The organism is Pseudomonas sp. B6001 (assembly GCF_013386015.1).
Lineage (GTDB): Bacteria > Pseudomonadota > Gammaproteobacteria > Pseudomonadales > Pseudomonadaceae > Aquipseudomonas.
Genome location: NZ_JACAOX010000009.1, coordinates 58,750 through 79,725 on the forward strand (window position 1 = coordinate 58,750; position 20,976 = coordinate 79,725).

Genomic DNA, 20,976 nt, shown 5'->3' on the forward strand with positions numbered 1-20,976 from the left:
ATCATGAGGAAGGTGCCGGTTGGACCAACGTCTACCGGTAAGGTTTCGAGGATGAACTAGTCGGTTAGCCTGCGTATACTGGCCGCCTTAAGTTATTACGGTTGACTTGATTCAACTGATTTCACGGAGCGCCCTGCATGTCCGGCAATACCTACGGCAAGCTGTTCACTGTTACCACCGCGGGCGAAAGCCATGGCCCGGCGTTGGTCGCCATTGTCGACGGCTGCCCGCCGGGCCTCGAGTTGTCCCTGGAAGACCTGCAGCGTGACCTCGACCGCCGCAAGCCCGGCACCAGCCGCCACACCACCCAGCGCCAGGAAGCCGACGAAGTCGAAATCCTCTCCGGCGTGTTCGAAGGCCGCACCACCGGCTGCGCCATCGGCCTGCTGATTCGCAACACCGACCAGAAGTCCAAGGACTACTCGGCGATCAAGGACCTGTTCCGCCCGGCCCACGCCGACTACACCTACCACCACAAATACGGCGAGCGCGACTACCGTGGCGGTGGCCGCAGCTCGGCGCGGGAAACCGCGATGCGCGTGGCGGCCGGTGCGATTGCGAAGAAGTTCCTGGCGACCCAGGGCATCGTGATCCGCGGCTACATGAGCCAGCTGGGCCCGATCGAAATCCCGTTCAAGACCTGGGACAGCGTCGAAGACAACGCCTTTTTCTGCCCAGACCCGGACAAAGTGCCGGAGCTGGAAGCCTATATGGACCAGTTGCGCCGCGACCAGGATTCCGTCGGCGCCAAGATCACCGTGGTTGCCGAAGGCGTGATGCCGGGCCTGGGCGAGCCGATCTTCGACCGCCTCGATGCCGAACTGGCCCACGCGCTGATGAGCATCAACGCGGTCAAGGGCGTGGAAATCGGCGCCGGGTTCGATTGTGTGGCCCAGCGTGGCACCGAGCACCGTGACGAGCTGACCCCGGAAGGTTTCCTCAGCAACAACGCCGGCGGCATTCTCGGCGGCATTTCCTCCGGCCAGCCGATCGTTGCGCACCTGGCCCTCAAGCCGACGTCCAGCATCACCACGCCAGGCCGTTCGATCGATGTGCACGGCAACCCGGTGGACGTGATCACCAAGGGCCGTCACGACCCTTGCGTCGGCATCCGCGCCACGCCGATTGCCGAAGCGATGATGGCCATCGTGTTGATGGACCACCTGCTGCGCCATCGTGGGCAAAACGCCGACGTAAAAGTCAGTACTCCGGTATTGGGCCAGCTGTGACCGTGTGTGGCGAGCGAGCTTGCTCGCGCTGGGCTGCGCAGCGGCCCCAAAGCCTGCAACCCGGTAGGACCTGGAGAACTGCGGCGCTTCTAGTGGGGGAGCTTCTCGCCCCAGCGCGAGCAGGCTCGCTCGCCACAAGTCACTTATGCTGACGCAAGCCCTTCCATACTGGCGACTCTCCAGCTTCTACCTGTTCTATTTCGCCCTGCTGGGGGCGACGGCGCCGTTCCTGGCGTTGTACTTCGATCACCTTGGGTTCTCCAGCGCGCGCATCGGCGAGCTGGTGGCCATCCCCATGCTGATGCGCTGCGTGGCACCCAACCTGTGGGGCTGGCTGGGGGATTACACCGGCCGGCGCCTGGCCATCGTGCGCTTTGGCGCGGTGTGCACCCTGGTGAGTTTCTCGTTGATCTTTGTCAGCAAGACTTACGCCTGGCTGGCGCTGGTGATGGCCTTGCACGCGTTCTTCTGGCACGCGGTCCTGCCGCAGTTTGAAGTCATCACCCTCGCGCACCTGCAAGGCCAGACCTCGCGCTACAGCCAGGTGCGGTTGTGGGGCTCCATCGGTTTTATCCTCACCGTGGTGATCATGGGCCGCTTGTTCGACTGGCTGAGCCTGGATATCTACCCGGTGGTGGTCGTGGTGATCATGGCCGGCATCATCGGCGCCAGCCTCTGGGTGCCGAATGCGCAGCCCCTGAGCCAGGGGAATCGCCTGGCCGGTGACGGCTTTTTGCGGCAACTGCGCAGCCCCGGCGTGCTGGCGTTCTATGCGTGTGTGGCGCTGATGCAGATGAGCCATGGTCCGTACTACACCTTCCTCACCCTGCACCTTGAACACCTCGGTTACAGCCGTGGCGTGATCGGCATGTTGTGGGCGCTGGGCGTGGTGGCGGAAGTCTTGATGTTCCTGGCCATGAGCCGGATTCTCACGCGCTTTTCGGTACGCCGGGTATTGATGGCGAGTTTCCTGCTGGCCGCACTGCGCTGGTTGCTGCTGGGCTCGTTTGCCGAATTCTTCTGGGTGCTGTTGCTGGCGCAGGTGATGCACGCGGCGACCTTCGGCAGCTTCCACGCGGCGGCCATCCAGTTCGTGCAACGCAGCTTTGGTGCTCGCCAGCAAGGGCAGGGCCAGGCACTGTATGCGGCACTGGCCGGTACCGGCGGTGCGCTGGGCGCACTCTATTCAGGTTACAGCTGGAACCTGCTGGGGCCGACCCTGACCTTCAGCATTGCCAGCGTCGCGGCCCTGGCCGCCGCCCTAATCATTGGCATTCGATTGCAAGAGGAGCGGCCATGAGCGGCTCCCGTGACAGAGGAAGAGTTTGATGAGCTATCTCGCGGTTTACCACATCTGCACCCCCGACACCCCGAACAAGGTCCTGACTCACCAGGACGATATCGCCTCGACCCTGGCCGAGCTGGGTGTGGGGTTCGATCGCTGGCAGGCGGCTACCCGACTTGAGCCCGGGGCCAGCGAGGTTGAGATTATCGCCGCCTACCAGGCGCCCATCGACAAGCTGATGACCGAGCGCGGCTACACCACCGTTGATGTGCTCCGCGTCAGCAACGATCACCCGCAGAAAGCCCAATTGCGCGCCGAGCGACTCGACGAACACCGCATGGCCCAAGACCACGTGCGTTTTTTCGTAGCGGGTCGTGGGCTGTTTACCTTGCACATCGAAGATTATGTGTACGCGGTGTTCTGCGAGAAAAACGACCTGATCTTGGTGCCGAGCGGCATCCCGCACTGGTTTGATATGGGGGAGAACCCGCACTTTGTGGCGATCCGCCTGTTCAGTGACCCTGAAGGGCTGGCGGTCATGCTGACCGGCGACGCGATCGCCGAGGGTTTTCCCCGGCTTGATGACTAAGTTCGTCCGGCAATGCCTCCTGAACAGGGGGCATTTTTTTAACTTCAATTCCTTCAGGTTGGAAATCGCTGTAGGAATAAACTTTAAAGTTTGTGGGTAACAGCTGTTTATCGTTGACCTTACTTGTTACTTCCACTCTTTGTGTAACTCTCTCTGGTCTCAATATTTATTTGCCTGTCAATAGGAGTAATCCGACTTCGGGCGTTACAAGACCTATATGAAGAGAGAGGCCTGCATGAGCGGTTCGGAGCCACAGGAACAACCGTCCACGCAAACGGACAGCGCGCCGGTTGCCAACCGCAAGGCGCGTGCGATGTTGTCGGGTAAACCCCTGACCCCAAAGGAACGGGAAATCCTGCATTGGGCGGTCGAGGGCAAGACGGTGTGGGAAATCAGCAGGATTCGCTCCATCTCCCAGGCCACGGTGAAGTTTCACCTGCGCAACATCTACGGCAAGTTGCAGGTGACTAACCGGGTCCAGGCCGTGAACGAGGCGGTGAAACAGGGATTGTGCAAATAAAAAAGGCCGTGGTGCGCAACGGCACCACGACCTGTTCGGGTCCTGCATGACGGTCAAGCCGAATGGTAGGTCGGCAGGGCAAAGCGGTTCTGGCTTTGCAGCATCGAAATCTGTGGCAGGTCGCTGGCTTGTTCAGCCAGGTCGCGGCGAATGGCGCTGATGACCCACGTCAGTTGGTCGGCCGTGTGCAGTTGCTGATAAGAGATCGAACGTTTGATCTGCTTGCCTTCGCTGTTACGCAAGGTCAGCAGGATGCCGCCATCAGGACGCGCCTGGGTGGTGACGTCGAAATTGGAGAACACAGAAGAAAATTTATCTTGGATCAGGCTCATGTCTATCAGCTCCGTTAGCTCATGTTTTGCAGCGTGGAGTGATAGGTGCAGTGATTGTGCCAGTACTGACTATCTTAAAAAATCGTTATAAATCAATCAGTTATAAAATTTTAAGATTTCCAGTTTCGTGCAATTTGCATGAATGGCCATCGTGCATCCTGCATTTTGCGGGGTTTTGCCAAGTGTTTCACAGCTGGCACGCAAGGCAGGTCTTCCATAGTGACCACCTGGCGGTGCGCTAAATTCCTTTTCCTTTCGGGATACAAAACTTTTCAAATCCTGCGTGTACAGCCGAAGAACGGCTGGCGTATTTTCCTGCAAGGCATTCGGCGCGGGTCTTACAGTGCGATGGGTGCCTTGAGGGTCATACGAACAATAAGAAAAAGGACGTTCCCGCCATGAACCACCCGCCAAGTGACATGATCACCTGGGGCATGATGCTGCGTAAGGTGCCCACCATTGTCCGTGCACTGCCGCGCCTGGTGCGCGGAATCCGCGTTGCCAACATCACCGATCCCGACCAGCCGTGCGGCCTGGGCTGGACCTTTGAACAAGCCACCCAACGCAACCCCGACGGCGCCGCGCTGCTGTATGGCGACACGGTGCTGAGCTACCGCCAGGCCAACCAGCAGGCCAACCGCATGGCTCACTACCTGCAGCAGCAGGGGATCGGCAAGGGCGACGTGGTGGCGTTGTTTATCGAGAACCGCCCCGAGTTGTTGCTCAGCGTACTGGCCGTGGCCAAGGTGGGCGGCATTTGCGCGATGCTCAATACCTCGCAAACCCAGACCGCACTGGTTCACAGCCTCAACCTGGTGACGCCGGCGGCCATTGTGGTGGGTGCCGAGTTGGTAGGGGCCTACGAGGCCGTGCGCAGCCAGGTGGCCATCGAGGCGGATAAAACCTGGTTTATTGCCGATCAGCAGCACAGCCATGTGCCGCCGGATTACGTCGACCTGATGGCTGCCAGCGCCGACTGCCCGGTGGAAAACCCCGCCAGCACCCAGCAGATTTTTTTCAACGACCCTTGCTTCTATATCTACACCTCCGGCACCACCGGCTTGCCCAAGGCCGGCATTTTCAAACACGGCCGCTGGATGAAGTCCTCGGCCAGTTTCGGCACCATCGCCCTGGATATGGGGCCCGAGGATGTCGTCTATTGCACCTTGCCGCTGTATCACGCCACTGGCCTGTGCGTGTGCTGGGGGTCAGCGATTGCCGGGGCGTCGGGGTTCGCGATTCGCCGCAAGTTCAGCGCCAGCCAGTTCTGGGACGATGTGCGCAAATTCAATGCGACCACCCTGGGTTATGTCGGCGAGCTGTGCCGCTACCTGATCGACCAGCCCGCGAGCGAGCAGGACCGTGATAACCGTGTGACGAAGATGATCGGCAACGGCCTGCGCCCTGGGGTTTGGGCTGAGTTCAAGCAGCGCTTTGGCGTTGATCATATCTGCGAGCTGTACGCCGCCAGTGACGGCAACATCGGCTTCACCAATGTGCTGAACTTCGACAACACCATCGGCTTTTCCCTGATGCACTGGGCACTGGTGGACTACGCCCATGACAGCTGTGAGCCGATTCGCGGCGCCGACGGTTTCATGCGCGAAGTGCCCAAGGGGGGCCAGGGGCTGCTGCTGGCCAGGATCGATGACAAGGCACCGTTCGACGGCTACACCGACCCCGAGAAGAACCGCAAGGTGGTGCTCAGCGACGTGTTCGAGAAGGGCGACCGTTATTTCAACACCGGCGACCTGTTGCGCAATATCGGCTTCGGCCACGCCCAATTCGTTGACCGGCTGGGGGACACCTACCGCTGGAAAGGTGAAAACGTTTCCACCACCGAAGTCGAGAACATCTTCCTGCAGCACCCGCAGATCTCCGAAGTGGTGGCCTACGGCGTGGAGATTGAAAACACCAACGGCCGCGCGGGCATGGCGGCCATTACGCCTGCCGAATCCCTGGCTTCCCTGGACATGCGCGAGTTGCTGACCTTCGCCCACGGGCAATTGCCCGCGTATGCGGTGCCGTTGTTCCTGCGGATCAAGGTGAAGATGGAAACCACGGGCACCTTCAAATACCAGAAGGTGAAACTCAAGGAGGAAGCGTTCGACCCGGGCAAGGCCGGTGATGATCCGATCTTTGCCTGGCTGCCTGGGTCGGACAGTTATGTGCCGGTCACCGGGCAACTGTTGGCGGATATCCAGGCGGGCAAGTTCCGTTATTGATTCTGCCTATCGCCGCTTTTGGGAAAAAAGGCATGACAGTGGGGAACTCCATCGCGAGACTGGGCGCCTTATGAAACACCAGACAAGGAGCCCCACATGTCAGACCAAGCCAAACAAATGACCGAAGACGAAGCCGCCGAATTTGCCGAGCAGGTGTTCGACGTGGCGCGCAAGGGCGATGCCGCGATGCTGGCTGCGTTGCTGGCCAAGGGCTTGCCGCCGAACCTGCGTAACCACAATGGCGATACGCTGTTGATGCTGTCGGCCTACCATGGTCATGTGGACGCGGTGAAAGTGCTGCTGGAATTCAAGGCCGACCCCCAGATTGCCAACGACAAGAACCAGCTGCCGATTGCCGGCGCGGCGTTCAAGGGCAACCTGCCGGTGGTCAAGGCATTGATCGAAGGCGGAGCGTTGGTCGAAGGCGCATCCTCTGATGGTCGCACCGCCTTGATGATGGCGGCGATGTTCAACCGTACCGAAATGGTGGACTACCTGATCAGCCAGGGCGCCAATCCCAAGGCCACCGATGCCCAGGGCGTGACCGCGCTGGCAGCCGCGCAGACCATGGGGGCGGTGGATACGGCGGCGCAGTTGCAAAAACTGGTGTAGGCTTTGCGCCCTCAAAATCAGCCCCGCCACAGGACCACCCCATGAAAACCGCACTCGTCGAACTCATCAGCAAAATCAGCTCCGGCTGCATGAGCGAACCCGAGATCGCCAAGGTGGCTGACGAAGCGGCCCAGGCCTACGCCGATCCCGACGCTTTCCTGGCCGCCAACCCCGACATCAACTACGACGACACTTTCCCGATTCCCCTGGGTGAGTGGATCGTCGTCGGCAGCCTGCCTGACACCGTGCTGTTCCAGGCCGACACTTACCAGGACCTGTTCGCCCAGATCGTCGCCTCCTTTGGCCCCGGCGTGGCGTTCAACCTCAAGCCCAAGCAACTGGCCAAGACCGAAGCCCTGACCGCGCTGAACCGCATCCAGATCCAGATGAGCGCCCTCAACCCGGAGAACGGCGGCTACGTGCTGATGAACTTCAGCCAATTGCTGGACGACGAGATCCAGGCTGTGCTGGTCTACGGCAACGACGTGCCACGGGTGCTGGAGTTGTGTGCCGAAACCGGCATAAAGGGCGAACCATCGCTGGAAGCCCTGCGGGTTGCGGTACACGTCTGAAATAAAACGGAACCCCCGGCCACGGCTGACTATCCTAAGCAGGCAAGCCCTCACTTAGGAGCGACACCATGGGTTCCACTTTTAATGGTCTGATCGGGTTGATCATCCTCGCGCTGGATATCTGGGCGATCATCAACGTGTTCAAAAGCGGCGCGAGTACCGGCGCCAAAGTGTTGTGGATCCTGTTGATCCTGCTGCTGCCGGTACTGGGCTTGATCATCTGGGCGATCGCCGGGCCGCGCGGTAACGTGCGGATCTGATCCAAACAACGCTATCCAGAGCGGGCACAGTAAGTGTGGGAGCGGGCTTGCTCGCGAATACGGTGTAACAGTCACCTGATGTATCGACTGATTTACCGTATTCGCGAGCAAGCCCGCTCCCACATCTGTTTCCGTACGCCCGTTATTGTGTTTCGAGATATTCGCTGCACAGAATTTTCACATTCCATCCAAGACAATTCGCCGGCTATTTTTCCTGCCGGATGCTCTAAGACGAGTCTCAAACACTGGCCGGATTGAGTAATCAATGGCGTTGCCGGCGTTGATCGGGCACCATTTGCGCCATTGCGTTCACCGTCTACCCCAGCCTGCCTGGGCGAGGGCGGGGCGCCGCTGTATTCATTCGCAACTTAAACTTCCAATGGGTCCTAAAACGACATGGCAAACCCGGACGCCCTGAATCAGCAGCGAGCTTCTAATCGCTTGCTGCAACCGACCGTCAAATCCCATCTGGCGTACACGCTGCTTTGTGCCTTGATCATGATGGTGATGTTCTCCCTGCTGCGCCTGGCGCTGCTGGTCTACAACCGCGAGATGATCCTCGACACACCGGCCTCGACTTTCCTTGAAGCGTTCGCCAACGGCCTGCGCCTGGATATCCGCCTGGTGATGTACGTGCTGGTGCCGCTGCTGCTGGCGTTGTTCAGCGTACGGGCCATGGCGGCGCGCGGGTTCTTCCGCTTGTGGCTGACGGTCGCGTCCAGCATCGCGCTGTTCCTGGGCCTGATGGAAATGGACTTCTACCGCGAGTTCCACCAGCGCCTCAACGGCCTGGTCTTCCAGTACGTGAAGGAAGACCCGAAAACCGTGATGAGCATGCTCTGGTACGGTTTCCCGGTGGTGCGCTACCTGCTGGCCTGGGCCGTGGGTACGCTGATCCTGAGCATCGCCTTCAAAGGCGCCGACCGTGCAACGCGCCCACGCGGCCCGTTCAGCGGTGGCAGCATCGGCACTCGCCAGGTAGCGCCGTGGTACACGCGCATCGCGGTGTTCGTGGTCTGCCTGCTGGTCGCCGTGGTCGCCATCCGTGGCACCCTGCGCCAGGGCCCGCCACTGCGTTGGGGCGACGTGTACACCACCGACTCGAACTTCGCCAACCAGTTGGGCCTCAACGGTACCTTGTCGCTGATTGCGGCGGCGAAATCGCGCTTCTCCGAGGAGCGTTCGAACATCTGGAAAGCCACCCTGGAGCAGCCGCTGGCCACCCAGACCGTGCGCGACATGCTGGTATTGCCGAGCGAGAAACTGGTCGACACCGACACCGCCGCGGTACGCCGTGACTTCACGCCGCCGGCCGAGAAGACCCTGCCGATCAAGAACGTCGTGGTTATCCTGATGGAAAGCTTCGCCGGTCACTCGGTGGGCGCCCTGGGCCGCCCGGGCAATATCACGCCGTACTTCGACAAACTGTCCAAGGAAGGCCTGCTGTTCGACCGCTTCTTCTCCAACGGCACCCACACCCACCAGGGTATGTTCGCCACCATGGCCTGCTTCCCGAACCTGCCGGGTTTCGAATACCTGATGCAGACCCCGGAAGGCAGCCACAAGCTGTCGGGCCTGCCGCAGTTGCTCAGCGCCCGCAAGTTTGACGACGTGTACGTCTACAACGGCGATTTCGCCTGGGACAACCAGTCGGGCTTCTTCAGCAACCAGGGCATGACCAACTTCATCGGGCGTAATGACTTCGTCAACCCGGTGTTCTCGGATCCAACCTGGGGCGTGTCCGACCAGGACATGTTCAGCCGTGGCCTGGAAGAGTTGAAGGCACGTGAAGGCGGCAAGCCGTTCTATGCGCTGCTGCAAACCCTGTCCAACCACACGCCGTACGCGTTGCCGACGCCATTGCCGGTCGAGAAGGTCACCGACCGTGGCAGCCTCAACGAGCATTTGACGGCCATGCGTTACTCCGACTGGGCCTTGGGCCAGTTCTTTGAAAAGGCCCGCAAGGAGCCGTACTTCAAGGAAACCCTGTTCGTGATCGTGGGCGACCACGGCTTCGGCAACGAGCAGCAGATCACCGAGATGGACCTGGGCCGCTTCAACGTGCCGATGCTGATGATCGCACCGGGCATGCAGGAGAAGTTCGGCGAGCGTGACCACACCGTGGGCACCCAGATCGACATCGTGCCGACCATCATGGGCCGCCTGGGCGGTGACACCCTGCACCAGTGCTGGGGCCGTGACCTGCTCAACCTGCCGGAAGGTGACAAGGGCTTTGGCGTGATCAAGCCGTCGGGCAGCGACCAGACCGTCGCCTTGCTCACCGGTGACCGGGTGCTGGTACTGCCCAAGGAAATGCCGCCGAAGTTGTGGGAATACGAACTGGGCGCCAACCCGACCGGGAAAGTGATTCCAGAGTCGCCGGACGAGGCTGCGTTGAAGCAGAAGCTCGAATCGTTCCTGCAGACCGCTACCAAGAGCCTGCTGGACAACACCGCCGGTGTAGTGGACGGCAAGCCGGACTAAACACCCGCGCATAAAAAAAGAGGCCTTTCAAGGCCTCTTTTTTTTGCACGCTGGAACGCGTTATATCTTGCCGAGCAACAACAGAATCAACAGCACTACCAACACAGTACCGAGAATACCCGATGGCCCGTAACCCCAATTGCGTGAGTGAGGGAACACTGGAAGACCGCCGACCAGCAGGAGGATCAGAATAATGATAAGAATGAGGCTCATGTTTTGTTTTCCTTATTGTCTTCTGAAAAGACCTGTTATTAACGGATAGGCCCGACAACTGATACGGACGCCTTAATAACTCCGACCCATGTGTTTGGCAGAAAATTCCGTGTTTTTTTAAAGCTTTTCGCTAACTTGCTTATTTCCTTTAACCCCGTTGCAAATAACTGTCCTTAGTTCAAATAAATGGAACTTGGCGGGTTTCCCGCTATCCGACCCGGCCCACGGTTTGCCTGGGGCATTCAGCAGTCTGATGGTGCGTGGGTGCGGGAAAAACCTTCGCTACACTGCGGCTCACTTCTTCCGTGAACCACAAGGCTACTTTCCTATGCAAAATCGCATGATGATCACCGGCGCCGGTTCTGGCCTGGGTCGCGAAATCGCTCTGCGCTGGGCCCGTGAGGGTTGGCAGCTGGCCTTGTCGGACGTCAGCGAAGCGGGCCTGCAAGAAACCCTCAAGCTTGTACGCCAGGCCGGCGGTGACGGTTTCACCCAGCGCTGCGACGTGCGCGACTACAGCCAGCTCACCGCGTTCGCACAGGCCTGTGAGGAAAAGTTCGGTGGCATCGACGTGATCGTCAACAACGCCGGTGTCGCATCGGGCGGGTTCTTCAGCGAACTGTCCCTGGAAGACTGGGACTGGCAGATCGCGATCAACCTGATGGGCGTGGTCAAGGGCTGCAAGGCCTTCCTGCCGCTGCTGGAAAAGAGCAAGGGCCGCATCATCAACATCGCGTCCATGGCCGCCCTGATGCAGGGCCCGGCCATGAGCAACTACAACGTGGCCAAGGCCGGCGTGGTGGCACTTTCGGAAAGCCTGCTGGTGGAACTCAAGCAACAGGAAGTCGGCGTGCATGTGGTGTGCCCATCCTTCTTCCAGACGAACCTGCTGGACTCGTTCCGCGGGCCGACGCCGGCGATGAAAGCCCAGGTGGGCAAGCTGCTGGAAAGCTCGCCGATCACCGCCGCAGAAATCGCCGACTACATCTACCAGCAAGTGGCGCAAGGGCAATTCATGATCCTGCCCCACGAGCAGGGGCGCATGGCCTGGGCATTGAAACAGAAGAACCCGCAACTGCTGTATGACGAGATGACCGTGATGGCAGACAAGATGCGGGCGAAAGCTCAGTCGCAGGCGGTAAAAGGTTGAATTTCAGGTGAGCACCTGATGTGGCGAGGGCTTGTTGTGGCGAGGGAGCAAGCTCCCTCGCCACAGAGAGCGCCTGCAAATTTGAACATATCGTTTGGTTCTTGGGTGTAATTCGAGATTATTCACTGCCTGTCTGTAGGGTAATTTACCCTGATGTGTAAGGCATGCCTGTTTAACCTGAAGGCCATTGATGGTGCCAGGCAGGGAGCGCATGGTCGGGGTTCGGTAACTTAAAAAGGACGAACCCCATGCTGGTATTAAGCCGCGCGGTAGGTGAAATAATTTCGGTGGGTGACCAGATCACCTTGCGCATTCTGGAAGTGAACGGCACCCAAGTGAAGCTGGGTGTGGAAGCGCCGGTGGGGGTCAATGTGCACCGGGCGGAGGTCTATCAGAAGATCCTCAGTCGCCACGGGCAGCAGGCCAACACCCATCCAGTGCCTGTGCCCAATCCTTGAGTCTCAGTCGAACAGGTGCTTGGGCACATCGTGCTTGAGCATCAACTGGCACTGCTCGCTCTCGGGGTCGAAAACAATCAGCGCCTGGCCCTTGGTCAGCGCCTGGCGTACCCGCAGCACCCGTGTTTCCAGGGGCGTGTCGTCACCATTGTCGGTGCCGTCGCGGGTCACGAAGTCTTCGATGAGGCGTGTCAGGGTGTCGACTTCAAGTGCATCGTAGGGAATCAGCATACAAGCCTCGGCTAGGGAATCCCGGCGATGCTACTGCGCCGGGATCCGAGTTGCCAGTCTCAGGTTTTTTGGCCCACCAGGCTGTCCACCGACGGCACGCGGGTATCACTCTCCATTTGTGTGTCGTGTTCGATCTGGTGACTGAACCGGTCGAGGGAGCCCTTGGCCGGCTGTGCATCGCTGGCGAACACCGGCGGGCTGAGGATGTACGCGCCCAGCAGGCGACTCAGCGCGGCGAGGCTGTCGATGTGCGTGCGCTCATAGCCGTGGGTGGCATCGCAACCAAACGCCAGCAGCGCGGTGCGAATGTCATGGCCAGCGGTTACCGCCGAATGCGCGTCGCTGAAGTAGTAGCGAAACAGGTCGCGACGCACCGGTAGCTCATTTTCCGCCGCCAGGCGCAGCAGGTGGCGGGACAGGTGATAGTCATACGGCCCGCCGGAATCCTGCATCGCCACACTCACCGCGTGCTCGCTGGAGTGCTGTTCGTGGGCCACCGGCGCAATGTCGATGCCGACGAACTCACTCACATCCCACGGCAATGCCGCCGCCGCACCACTGCCGGTTTCTTCGGTGATGGTGAACAGCGGATGGCAGTCGATCAGCAGCGGCTGGCCGCTGTCGACAATCGCCTTGAGCGCCGCCAGCAGCGCGGCAACCCCGGCTTTATCGTCCAGGTGGCGGGCGCTGATATGCCCGCTCTCGGTGAACTCCGGCAGCGGGTCGAAGGCGACGAAATCGCCGACGCTGATACCCAGGGAGTCACAGTCGGCGCGGGTGGCGCAGTAGGCATCCAGGCGCAGTTCGATGTGGTCCCAACTGATGGGCATTTCATCCACGGCCGTATTGAACGCGTGACCGGAGGCCATCAACGGCAACACGCTGCCACGGATCACGCCGTTATCGGTGAACAGGCTGACGCGGCTGCCTTCGGCAAAACGGCTGGACCAGCAGCCGACCGGCGCGAGGGTCAGGCGGCCATTGTCCTTGATCGCCCGCACGGCGGCGCCGATGGTGTCCAGGTGCGCGGAAACGGCGCGGTCGGGGCTGTTTTTCTGGCCCTTGAGGGTGGCGCGGATGGTGCCGCGCCGGGTCATTTCAAAGGGAATGCCCAGTTCTTCAAGGCGCTCGGCGACGTAGCGCACGATGGTGTCGGTAAACCCGGTGGGGCTGGGAATGGCGAGCATTTCCAGCAGCACTTTTTGCAGGTAAGCGAGATCCGGTTCGGGGATGGTTCGGGTCATGGAAACTCCTGATGAGTTGAGGGCATCGATGGTTTCGATGAAAGGGGCGCCTCAGAGATTGTGTTGGCTGTACCGGCGTCTTCGCGAGCAAGCCCGCTCCCACATTTGGAATGCATTCCCCTGTGGGAGCGGGCTTGCTCGCGAAAGCGCCAGTCAAGGCAACACCTTTCTCAAGCCGTCGGTTGGCTATGCGGGAACAACAGGTCCACGAACTTTTCAGCCGTCGGCTGCGGTTCATGGTTGGCCAGCCCGGCCCGTTCGTTGGCTTCGATAAACACGTAGTCCGGTTGGTCGGCGGCCGGCACCATCAGGTCCAGGCCCACCATGGGAATGTCGAGGGCACGGGCGGCGCGCACGGCGGCGTCCACCAGGGTCGGGTGGAGGATGGCGGTGACGTCTTCCAGGCAACCGCCGGTGTGCAGGTTGGCGGTACGCCGCACCGCCAGGCGTTCGCCACGGGGCAGGATGCTGTTGTAGTCGTAGCCGGCCGCCTGCAGGGTGCGTTGGGTTTCATGGTCCAGGGGGATTTTGCTTTCGCCATCGGTGGCGGCCTGGCGTCGGCGGCTCTGGGCTTCGATCAACGCGCCAATGGAATGCTGACCATCGCCGGTGACTTCCGCCGGGCGGCGAATGGCGGCGGCAACCACTTCAAAGCCGATCACCAGAATGCGCAGGTCGAGGCCTTCGTGGAAGCTTTCCAGCAGTACACGGGTGTCGAATTGGCGGGCCGCCTCAATGGCTTTTTGCACGTCTTCAATGCTCTGCAAATCCACCGCCACACCCTGGCCTTGTTCGCCATCCAGCGGCTTGACCACAATACGCTGGTGCTCGTCGAGAAACTCCAGGTTGTCGTCGGCACTGCCGGCCAACTGCTGCTCCGGCAGCTTCAAGCCTGCAGCCTTGAGTGCCTTGTGGGTCAGGCTCTTGTCCTGGCACAAAGTCATGCTGATGGCGCTGGTCAGGTCGCTGAGGGATTCGCGGCAGCGCACCCGGCGGCCACCGTGGCTCAGGGTAAACAAGCCGGCATCGGCATCGTCCACCTGCACGTCAATCCCGCGCCGATGGGCTTCCTCGACAATGATCCGCGCATAGGGATTGAACTCCGCCTGCGGGCCAGGGCCGAGGAACAGCGGCTGGTTGATCCCGTTCTTGCGCTTGATGGCGAAGGTGGTCAGCGCGCGAAAGCCAAGCTTGGCGTAGAGACTTTTTGCCTGGCGGTTGTCGTGCAGCACCGACAGGTCGAGGTAGCTCAGGCCACGGCTCATGAAGTGTTCGATCAAGTGGCGCACCAGCACTTCACCCACCCCGGGGCGGGTGCATTGCGGGTCGACCGCCAGGCACCAGAGGCTGCAGCCGTTCTCCGGATCGTGAAAGGCCTTCTGGTGGTTCAGGCCCATCACGCTGCCGATCACCGCGCCGCTGTCTTCGTCCTCGGCCAGCCAATACACCGGGCCGCCTTGATGGCGTGGCGTGAGCAGCGCCGGGTCCACCGGCAACATGCCGCGCCCCTGGTACAGCTGGTTCACCGCCTGCCAGTCCGCCTCGGTTTGTACCCGGCGAATCCGGAACCCGCGAAACACCCGGGTTGCCGGGCGATAGTCGGTGAACCACAGGCGCAGGGTATCGGACGGGTCGAGAAACAACTGCTGGGGATCAATCCCGAGGATCTGCTGCGGCGCCGCCACATACAGCGCGATATCCCGCTCGCCGGGCTGCTCGTTGAGCAACTCCAGGGCCAGGCTCGCCGGGTCCGGGAAGGTGTGGCCGATCAACAGCCGGCCCCAACCGCAATGCACGGCAATCGGCGTGGGGTCCAGTTCGCTGCCGTCTTCGGCGAAGCGGGCTTGCAGGCGCTCGTAGGAGGGCGCCTGGCCTCGCAGCAAGCGTTGGCTGTAAGCCGTGGCATGAGGTTTCATGAATCAGATTCCTTGTTCGCTGAGCCACAGGTTCAGCGCCGCCAGTTGCCACAGCTTGGAGCCGCGCAACGGGGTCAGTTGGCCTTGGGGATCGGTGAGCAGGCGGTCGAGCATGGCCGGGTTGAACAGGCCGCGGTCCTGGCTTGGGTCCAGCAGCAGCTCACGCACCCAGTTCAAGGTGTCACCCTGCAAATGCTTGAGGCCGGGCACCGGGAAGTAGCCTTTCTTGCGGTCGATGACCTCGCTCGGGATCACCCGGCGCGCCGCTTCCTTGAGCACTTGTTTGCCGCCGTCCGGCAATTTGAATTTGCCCGGCACGCGGGCCGACAGTTCTACCAGGCGATAGTCGAGAAACGGCGTGCGCGCTTCCAGGCCCCAGGCCATGGTCATGTTGTCGACGCGCTTGACCGGGTCATCCACCAGCATCACGGTGCTGTCCAGGCGCAGGGCTTTGTCCACCGCCGCATCGGCGCCGGGCTGGGCGAAATGCTCGCGCACGAAGTCACCGGCGGCGTCATTCGCGGTCAACCATTTCGGCGCGACGGTAGCGGCATAGTCGTCGTAGCTGCGGTCGAAAAATGCGTCGCGGTAGGCCGCGTACGGGTCGCTTGCGCCATCCACCTGCGGGTACCAGTGGTAACCGGCGAACAGTTCATCGGCGCCCTGGCCGCTTTGCACCACCTTGCAATGCTTGGCCACTTCCCGGGACAGCAGGTAGAAGGCGATGCAGTCATGACTGACCATCGGCTCGCTCATGGCACGGAACGCCGCCGGCAACTGCTCGATGATTTCGCTTTCGGCGATACGCAGTTGGTGGTGACGGGTGCCGTAATGCTTGGCGATCAAGTCCGAATACTGGAACTCGTCGCCGCGCTCGCCGCCCGCGTCTTCGAAACCGATGGAGAAGGTCGACAGGTCCTGCACGCCGACTTCCCGCAACAGGCCCACCAGCATGCTGGAATCGACACCGCCGGAAAGCAGCACGCCCACATCCACCGCCGCCCGCTGACGAATCGCCACGGCTTCGCGGGTGCTGTCGAGCACGCGGTCGGTCCAGTCTTCCAGGGTCAGGTTGGCTTCATCAGCGTGGGGGCCGTAGGGCAGGGTCCACCAGGTTTTCTGTTCAGTCTTGCCATCGGCGTCGATGCGCATCCAGGAGGCGGGCGGCAGTTTTTCAATGCCCGCCAGCAGGGTGCGCGGCGCCGGCACCACGGCGTGGAAGTTCAGGTAGTGATTGAGCGCCACCGGATCGAGGATCGGGTTGATATCGCCACCCTTGAGCAGCGCCGGCAAGGCCGAGGCAAAACGCAGGCGCTGGCCGGTGCGCGACAGGTACAGCGGCTTCACGCCGAGGCGGTCACGGGCGATAAACAGGCGCTGGGCATCGCGCTCCCAGATGGCGAAGGCGAACATCCCGTTGAGCTTGGGCAGCAGCGCTTCGCCCCAGGCGTGGTAGCCCTTGAGCAGCACTTCGGTGTCGCCACCGGAAAAGAAGGCGTAGCCCAGGGCTTCCAGCTCTTCACGCAATTCCGGGAAGTTATAGATCGCGCCGTTGAACGCCAGGGACAGGCCCAGCTGGGCGTCGACCATCGGTTGGGCGGAGCCATCCGACAGGTCCATGATTTTCAGGCGTCGATGGCCCAGGGCAATCGGCCCCTGGGCATGAAAGCCCCACGCGTCAGGACCGCGTGGCGCCAAGTGATGGGTGATTCGTTCCACCGCTGCCAGGTCGGCAGGTTGGTGATCGAAACGTAACTCTCCAGCTAATCCGCACATAAATTCCTTACCGGTTTTTCCGTTGGGGAGGGATAGAAATGCAGCCCGCCAAAACGGCGGGTACCCAGAGACTGACCCGGGTAAATTGTGGGAGTTTTAGAACAATACGTTATAAGGCAAAGAGCCTTGACGGGTTGCGAGCCCGTCATGGCCGTCAGGATTTGCCTGGGTTACCGCGGATCAGGGCACGCAGCGCGAACCGATTGGGGTGACAGGCTTCGCTGACATTGCGCGGCAGCGGCAGGGGCTCATTGTCGAGCCAGGCGGCCAGCAGCTCTGCGCAGAGTGGCGCGGTGACCAGCCCCCGTGAGCCATGGCCACTGTTGATATACACGCCGTGCAACCACGGGCACGGCGCATCAGGGACCTGCCGGGCGTCTTTACCGAGGGCGGCGTAGGTGTGATCAAACGCCTCTCGCTGCGCCAGCGGTCCGACGATCGGCAGGTAGTCCGGGCTGGTGCAACGGAAAGCGGCGCGGCCTTCGAGCTGTTCGGGTGCCAGGCTGTCGGCGCCCAGGCGTTGCAGCAAATCGAGGGAGATTTCCCGCAGCATCTGCAGATTGCCCGCGTGCTCGGCCACCGTGGGCGTAAGGTCATCGCTCTTGAAGTCGAAACTGGCACCGAGGGTGTGCTCGCCCAGGCGTGGCGGGGCGACGTAGCCCTCGGCGCACACCACTGTGGCCAACGCCTGGCTTTGCGCCGTTTGCGGCAGGCGGGTGATTTGCCCGCGGATGCGCTTGAGGGGCAAGTCAGCGCTGAAGGAAAACCGCTTGATCTCGGCGGCGCCGGCCAGCACGACCACACTGGCTTGAGCCAGAACCGTATCGCCCTGCAACGCCTGCCACTGACCGTCGACCTGCTTGAGCTCAAGGGCGTCGTGGTGCTGGAGCACTTCGATCAGCGGGTGCCTGGCTTGCCATTCGCACAGCGCCGGCGGGTGAACCCAGCCGCCCTCGGGGAAGAACAAGCCGCCGTGCTCCAGCGTTATCCCGGCGCGCACCTGTGCCTGCTCTTTATCCAGCAGGTGCAACAGGTCCTGGGCAAAAGCGCCGGCCAGTTGTGCCTGGCGCTCGGCTTCCTTGGCGTTGAAGGCCAGTTGCAGCACGCCGCAGCCATCCCAGTCCACGCCACGTTGCAGGTGTTCCAGCAGGCGCCGCGTGTGGCCGAAACCGCTGAGAATCAACTGCGAAAGTGCCGTGCCATGGGCGGAAAGCTTGAGGTACAACACCCCTTGTGGGTTGCCGGAGGCTTCCTGGGCGAGCGCTGCATGGCGTTCCAGCAAGCTGACCCGCCAGCCCCGTGCCGCCAGGCTGGCCGCCGTGGCGCAACCGGCCAGGCCACCACCGATGACCAGTGCATGGCGTTCACCGGAAACGGCAGGCGGGCGCGCAAACCAGGGTTTTGCCGCGGCAGGCGCAGGCGTTTCAGCGGGCCAGCCGAGAAACTCACCCCGCAGGATTTCCCACTTGTGGCCGATGCCGGGGGTGCGCTTCATCTTGAACCCGGCGGCGTTGATCAACCGCCGTACCCAGCCGGTGCTGGTAAAGGTGCTGATGGTCGAGCCCGGCGCCGCCAGCCGCGCCAGTTCGGCGAACAGATCGGCAGTCCACATGTCGGGGTTCTTGGCCGGGGCGAAACCGTCGAGGAACCAGGCGTCGACCTGCGCGTCCAGCTGCGGCAATTGCTCCAGGGCGTCGCCGATCAGCAACGTCAGGGTGACTCGACCGTTATCCAGTACCAGCCGCTGGAAGCCTTGGTGAATCGCGATGTATTGCGCCAACAGCTGCTCGGCGAACGGTGCCAGTTCCGGCCAGAGGGCGAGGGCGCGCTGCAGGTCGGCGTGGCTCAGCGGGTACTTTTCCACGCTGACAAAATGCAGGCGTGCACCCGCCACCGCGTGTTGATCAAACAACTGCCAGGCGCACAAAAAATTCAGGCCGGTGCCGAAGCCCGTCTCACCAATCACCAAGCGCCCGCCCATCGGCAGCGCCGCAAAGCGTTCCTGCAAACGGTTCTGTTCGAGGAACACGTAGCGGGTTTCTTCAAGGCCCGACTTGTCCGAGAAGTACACGTCATCGAAGACCCGCGAGTGCGGGCGACCTTGGTCATCCCAGTCAAGCTGGGCGTGGGATACGGGGTTCATGAGCGGCTCGGCAAAGGCAAGGCGGCCATTCTAGCTGATCAACAGGGTTGTCATTGATCCATGGCAAGCCGCTGTGGAATTTCCTGCCACGTGTTGTTGCCCAATCCGCTAGTCTTGATCACTTCTGGAACGGAGCCGCCCATGTTCGAATCTGCCGAAATCGGTCACGCCATCGACAAAGACACCTACGACGCCGAAGTGCCGGCCCTGCGTGAAGCCTTGCTGGAAGTGCAGTACGAACTGCAACAGCAGAAGCGCTTCCCGGTGATCATCCTGATCAATGGCATCGAAGGTGCGGGCAAGGGTGAAACCGTCAAATTGCTGAATGAATGGATGGACCCGCGCCTGATCGAGGTGCGCACCTTCGACCAGCAGACCGACGAAGAACTGGCCCGCCCACCGGCCTGGCGCTACTGGCGCCAGCTTCCGGCGAAAGGCCGCATGGGGATCTTTTTTGGTAACTGGTACAGCCAGATGCTGCAGAGTCGCGTCCATGGCGAGATCAAGGACGCGCGGCTGGATCAGGCCATCGCCGGGGCCGAGCGCCTGGAAAAGATGCTGTGTGATGAAGGTGCGCTGATCTTCAAGTTCTGGTTCCACCTCTCCAAGAAGCAAATGAAATCCCGGCTCAAAGCCTTGCAGGACGACCCGCTGCACAGCTGGCGCATCAGCCCGCTGGACTGGCAGCAGTCAAAGACCTACGACAAGTTTGTGCATTTTGGTGAGCGGATCCTGCGCCGCACCAGCCGTGACTATGCGCCTTGGTATGTGATCGAGGGTGTCGATGCGCACTACCGCGGGCTGACCGTCGGCAAGATCCTGCTCGAAGGCCTGCAAAACGCCTTGAAAGTGCCCAAGGGTAAAGCCAGCGGCATGAACCCGGCGCCGCTGCCATCGGCGGTTGACCAGATGAGCCTGCTGAACAGCCTGGACATGACCCTGAGCCTTGAAAAGGACGATTACGAAGAACAACTGATTACCGAGCAGGCGCGGTTCTCCGGGCTGATGCGCGACAAACGCATGCGCAAGCACGCGTTGGTGACGGTGTTTGAAGGCAACGACGCGGCGGGCAAGGGCGGGGCCATCCGGCGTGTGGCGGCAGCCCTCGATCCCCGGCAGTACCACATCGTGCCGATTGCCGCGCCCAGTGAAGACGAGCGCGCCCAGCCTTACCTGTGGCGTTTCTGGCAGAAGATTCCCGCGCGGGGCATGTTCACCGTGTTCGACCGCTCCTGGTATGGCCGGGTGCTGGTGGAACGCATCGAAGGCTTCTGCACGCCGACGGACTGGATGCGCGCCTACGGCGAGATCAACGACTTCGAAGAGCAACTGCGCGACGCCGGGGTGATCGTGGTCAAGTTCTGGCTGGCGATCGACAAGCAGACGCAGCTGGAGCGGTTCCAGGCCCGCGAGGAAATCCCGTTCAAACGCTTCAAGATCACCGAGGACGACTGGCGTAACCGCGAGAAGTGGGACGACTACCGGGCGGCGGTGGGCGACATGGTGGACCGCACCAGCACCGAGATTGCGCCGTGGACGCTGGTTGAAGCCAACGACAAGCGCTGGGCGCGGGTGAAGGTACTGCGCACCATCAACCGGGCGCTGGAGGAAGCGTTCGACAAGACCGACAAGCATGACAAGAAGGACAAGAAGAAGTAACGCCATGCTTTTGCATACGCGGGGTGAATGATTGTCGCGGTTGAAGAGGGCGGGATCTATGCTCGATCCATCTCTCAA

19 protein-coding genes are annotated in these 20,976 nt (G+C 61.4%); 12 read left to right on the forward strand and 7 right to left on the reverse strand.

The features are described from left to right. Positions 1-137 precede the first annotated feature (137 nt). The 4 genes from aroC (at position 138) to HX821_RS11145 (ending at position 3,623) form a co-directional block, all read left to right on the forward strand. Complete coding sequence (aroC, locus tag HX821_RS11130) at positions 138-1,229, forward strand: chorismate synthase (RefSeq protein WP_003213122.1); 1,092 nt, start codon at positions 138-140, stop codon at positions 1,227-1,229. A 148-nt stretch (positions 1,230-1,377) separates the two neighbouring features. After that, positions 1,378-2,529: an MFS transporter gene (locus HX821_RS11135; protein WP_166742190.1), complete on the forward strand. Its 1,152-nt coding sequence runs from the start codon at positions 1,378-1,380 to the stop codon at positions 2,527-2,529. Positions 2,530-2,557: 28 nt separating this feature from the next. After that, on the forward strand, positions 2,558-3,103 hold the full coding sequence (locus HX821_RS11140; protein WP_177028913.1) for an acireductone dioxygenase: 546 nt from the start codon (positions 2,558-2,560) through the stop codon (positions 3,101-3,103). Positions 3,104-3,338: 235 nt separating this feature from the next. Next, positions 3,339-3,623: a response regulator transcription factor gene (locus HX821_RS11145; protein ID WP_003216779.1), complete on the forward strand. Its 285-nt coding sequence runs from the start codon at positions 3,339-3,341 to the stop codon at positions 3,621-3,623. Positions 3,624-3,676: 53 nt separating this feature from the next. On the opposite strand, the gene HX821_RS11150 is transcribed toward HX821_RS11145, so the two are convergent. After that, the gene (locus HX821_RS11150; protein ID WP_003216777.1) at positions 3,677-3,955 is read right to left on the reverse strand and encodes a DUF3509 domain-containing protein; all 279 of its coding nucleotides are present in this window, start codon (positions 3,953-3,955) and stop codon (positions 3,677-3,679) included. Positions 3,956-4,353: 398 nt separating this feature from the next. On the opposite strand from HX821_RS11150, the gene HX821_RS11155 reads away from it, so the two are divergent. From HX821_RS11155 to HX821_RS11175, 5 genes are all read left to right on the forward strand, one after another. Further along, positions 4,354-6,180 carry a long-chain-acyl-CoA synthetase gene (locus HX821_RS11155; protein ID WP_177035744.1) on the forward strand — a complete coding sequence of 609 codons (1,827 nt, stop codon included), beginning with the start codon at positions 4,354-4,356 and terminating at the stop codon, positions 6,178-6,180. Positions 6,181-6,276: 96 nt separating this feature from the next. Then, on the forward strand, positions 6,277-6,792 hold the full coding sequence (locus HX821_RS11160; protein ID WP_010176046.1) for an ankyrin repeat domain-containing protein: 516 nt from the start codon (positions 6,277-6,279) through the stop codon (positions 6,790-6,792). A gap of 41 nt (positions 6,793-6,833) precedes the next feature. Next, on the forward strand, positions 6,834-7,364 hold the full coding sequence (locus HX821_RS11165) for a hypothetical protein (protein ID WP_102605280.1): 531 nt from the start codon (positions 6,834-6,836) through the stop codon (positions 7,362-7,364). Positions 7,365-7,432: 68 nt separating this feature from the next. Beyond that, positions 7,433-7,624, forward strand: coding sequence for a PLDc N-terminal domain-containing protein (locus HX821_RS11170; protein ID WP_003172956.1), 192 nt, complete (start codon positions 7,433-7,435; stop codon positions 7,622-7,624). Positions 7,625-8,020: 396 nt separating this feature from the next. After that, positions 8,021-10,108: an LTA synthase family protein gene (locus HX821_RS11175; protein WP_087692959.1), complete on the forward strand. Its 2,088-nt coding sequence runs from the start codon at positions 8,021-8,023 to the stop codon at positions 10,106-10,108. 60 nt (positions 10,109-10,168) lie between these two features. Here HX821_RS11175 and HX821_RS11180 read toward each other — a convergent pair whose 3' ends face one another. Beyond that, positions 10,169-10,321: a DUF3309 family protein gene (locus HX821_RS11180; protein ID WP_003216767.1), complete on the reverse strand. Its 153-nt coding sequence runs from the start codon at positions 10,319-10,321 to the stop codon at positions 10,169-10,171. Positions 10,322-10,649: 328 nt separating this feature from the next. Here HX821_RS11180 and HX821_RS11185 point away from each other — a divergent pair, with 328 nt between their 5' ends. Both HX821_RS11185 and csrA read left to right on the forward strand, forming a co-directional pair. Beyond that, positions 10,650-11,471, forward strand: a complete 822-nt coding sequence (locus HX821_RS11185; protein ID WP_177028910.1) for an SDR family oxidoreductase — start codon at positions 10,650-10,652, stop codon at positions 11,469-11,471. 248 nt (positions 11,472-11,719) lie between these two features. Next, positions 11,720-11,929 (forward strand): carbon storage regulator CsrA, encoded by a 210-nt coding sequence (csrA, locus tag HX821_RS11190; RefSeq protein WP_008433220.1) that lies wholly within the window; start codon positions 11,720-11,722, stop codon positions 11,927-11,929. Between the two features lie 3 nt (positions 11,930-11,932). On the opposite strand, the gene HX821_RS11195 is transcribed toward csrA, so the two are convergent. The 5 genes from HX821_RS11195 to mnmC form a co-directional block, all read right to left on the reverse strand. Further along, entirely contained in the window at positions 11,933-12,160 is a 228-nt protein-coding gene (locus tag HX821_RS11195; RefSeq protein WP_003192759.1) for a YheU family protein, read from the reverse strand. A 59-nt stretch (positions 12,161-12,219) separates the two neighbouring features. Beyond that, the gene (locus HX821_RS11200) at positions 12,220-13,404 is read right to left on the reverse strand and encodes an osmoprotectant NAGGN system M42 family peptidase (RefSeq protein WP_003216760.1); all 1,185 of its coding nucleotides are present in this window, start codon (positions 13,402-13,404) and stop codon (positions 12,220-12,222) included. 170 nt (positions 13,405-13,574) lie between these two features. Then, a complete protein-coding gene (gene ngg / locus HX821_RS11205; RefSeq protein WP_177035745.1) occupies positions 13,575-15,320 on the reverse strand; it encodes an N-acetylglutaminylglutamine synthetase in 1,746 nt (581 codons plus the stop codon). A 3-nt stretch (positions 15,321-15,323) separates the two neighbouring features. Then, complete coding sequence (locus HX821_RS11210) at positions 15,324-17,096, reverse strand: N-acetylglutaminylglutamine amidotransferase (RefSeq protein WP_177035746.1); 1,773 nt, start codon at positions 17,094-17,096, stop codon at positions 15,324-15,326. Positions 17,097-17,250: 154 nt separating this feature from the next. Then, the gene (gene mnmC / locus HX821_RS11215) at positions 17,251-19,239 is read right to left on the reverse strand and encodes a bifunctional tRNA (5-methylaminomethyl-2-thiouridine)(34)-methyltransferase MnmD/FAD-dependent 5-carboxymethylaminomethyl-2-thiouridine(34) oxidoreductase MnmC (protein WP_177035747.1); all 1,989 of its coding nucleotides are present in this window, start codon (positions 19,237-19,239) and stop codon (positions 17,251-17,253) included. A 141-nt stretch (positions 19,240-19,380) separates the two neighbouring features. On the opposite strand from mnmC, the gene pap reads away from it, so the two are divergent. Beyond that, complete coding sequence (gene pap, locus HX821_RS11220; RefSeq protein ID WP_003216749.1) at positions 19,381-20,898, forward strand: polyphosphate:AMP phosphotransferase; 1,518 nt, start codon at positions 19,381-19,383, stop codon at positions 20,896-20,898. Positions 20,899-20,976: the final 78 nt, after the last annotated feature.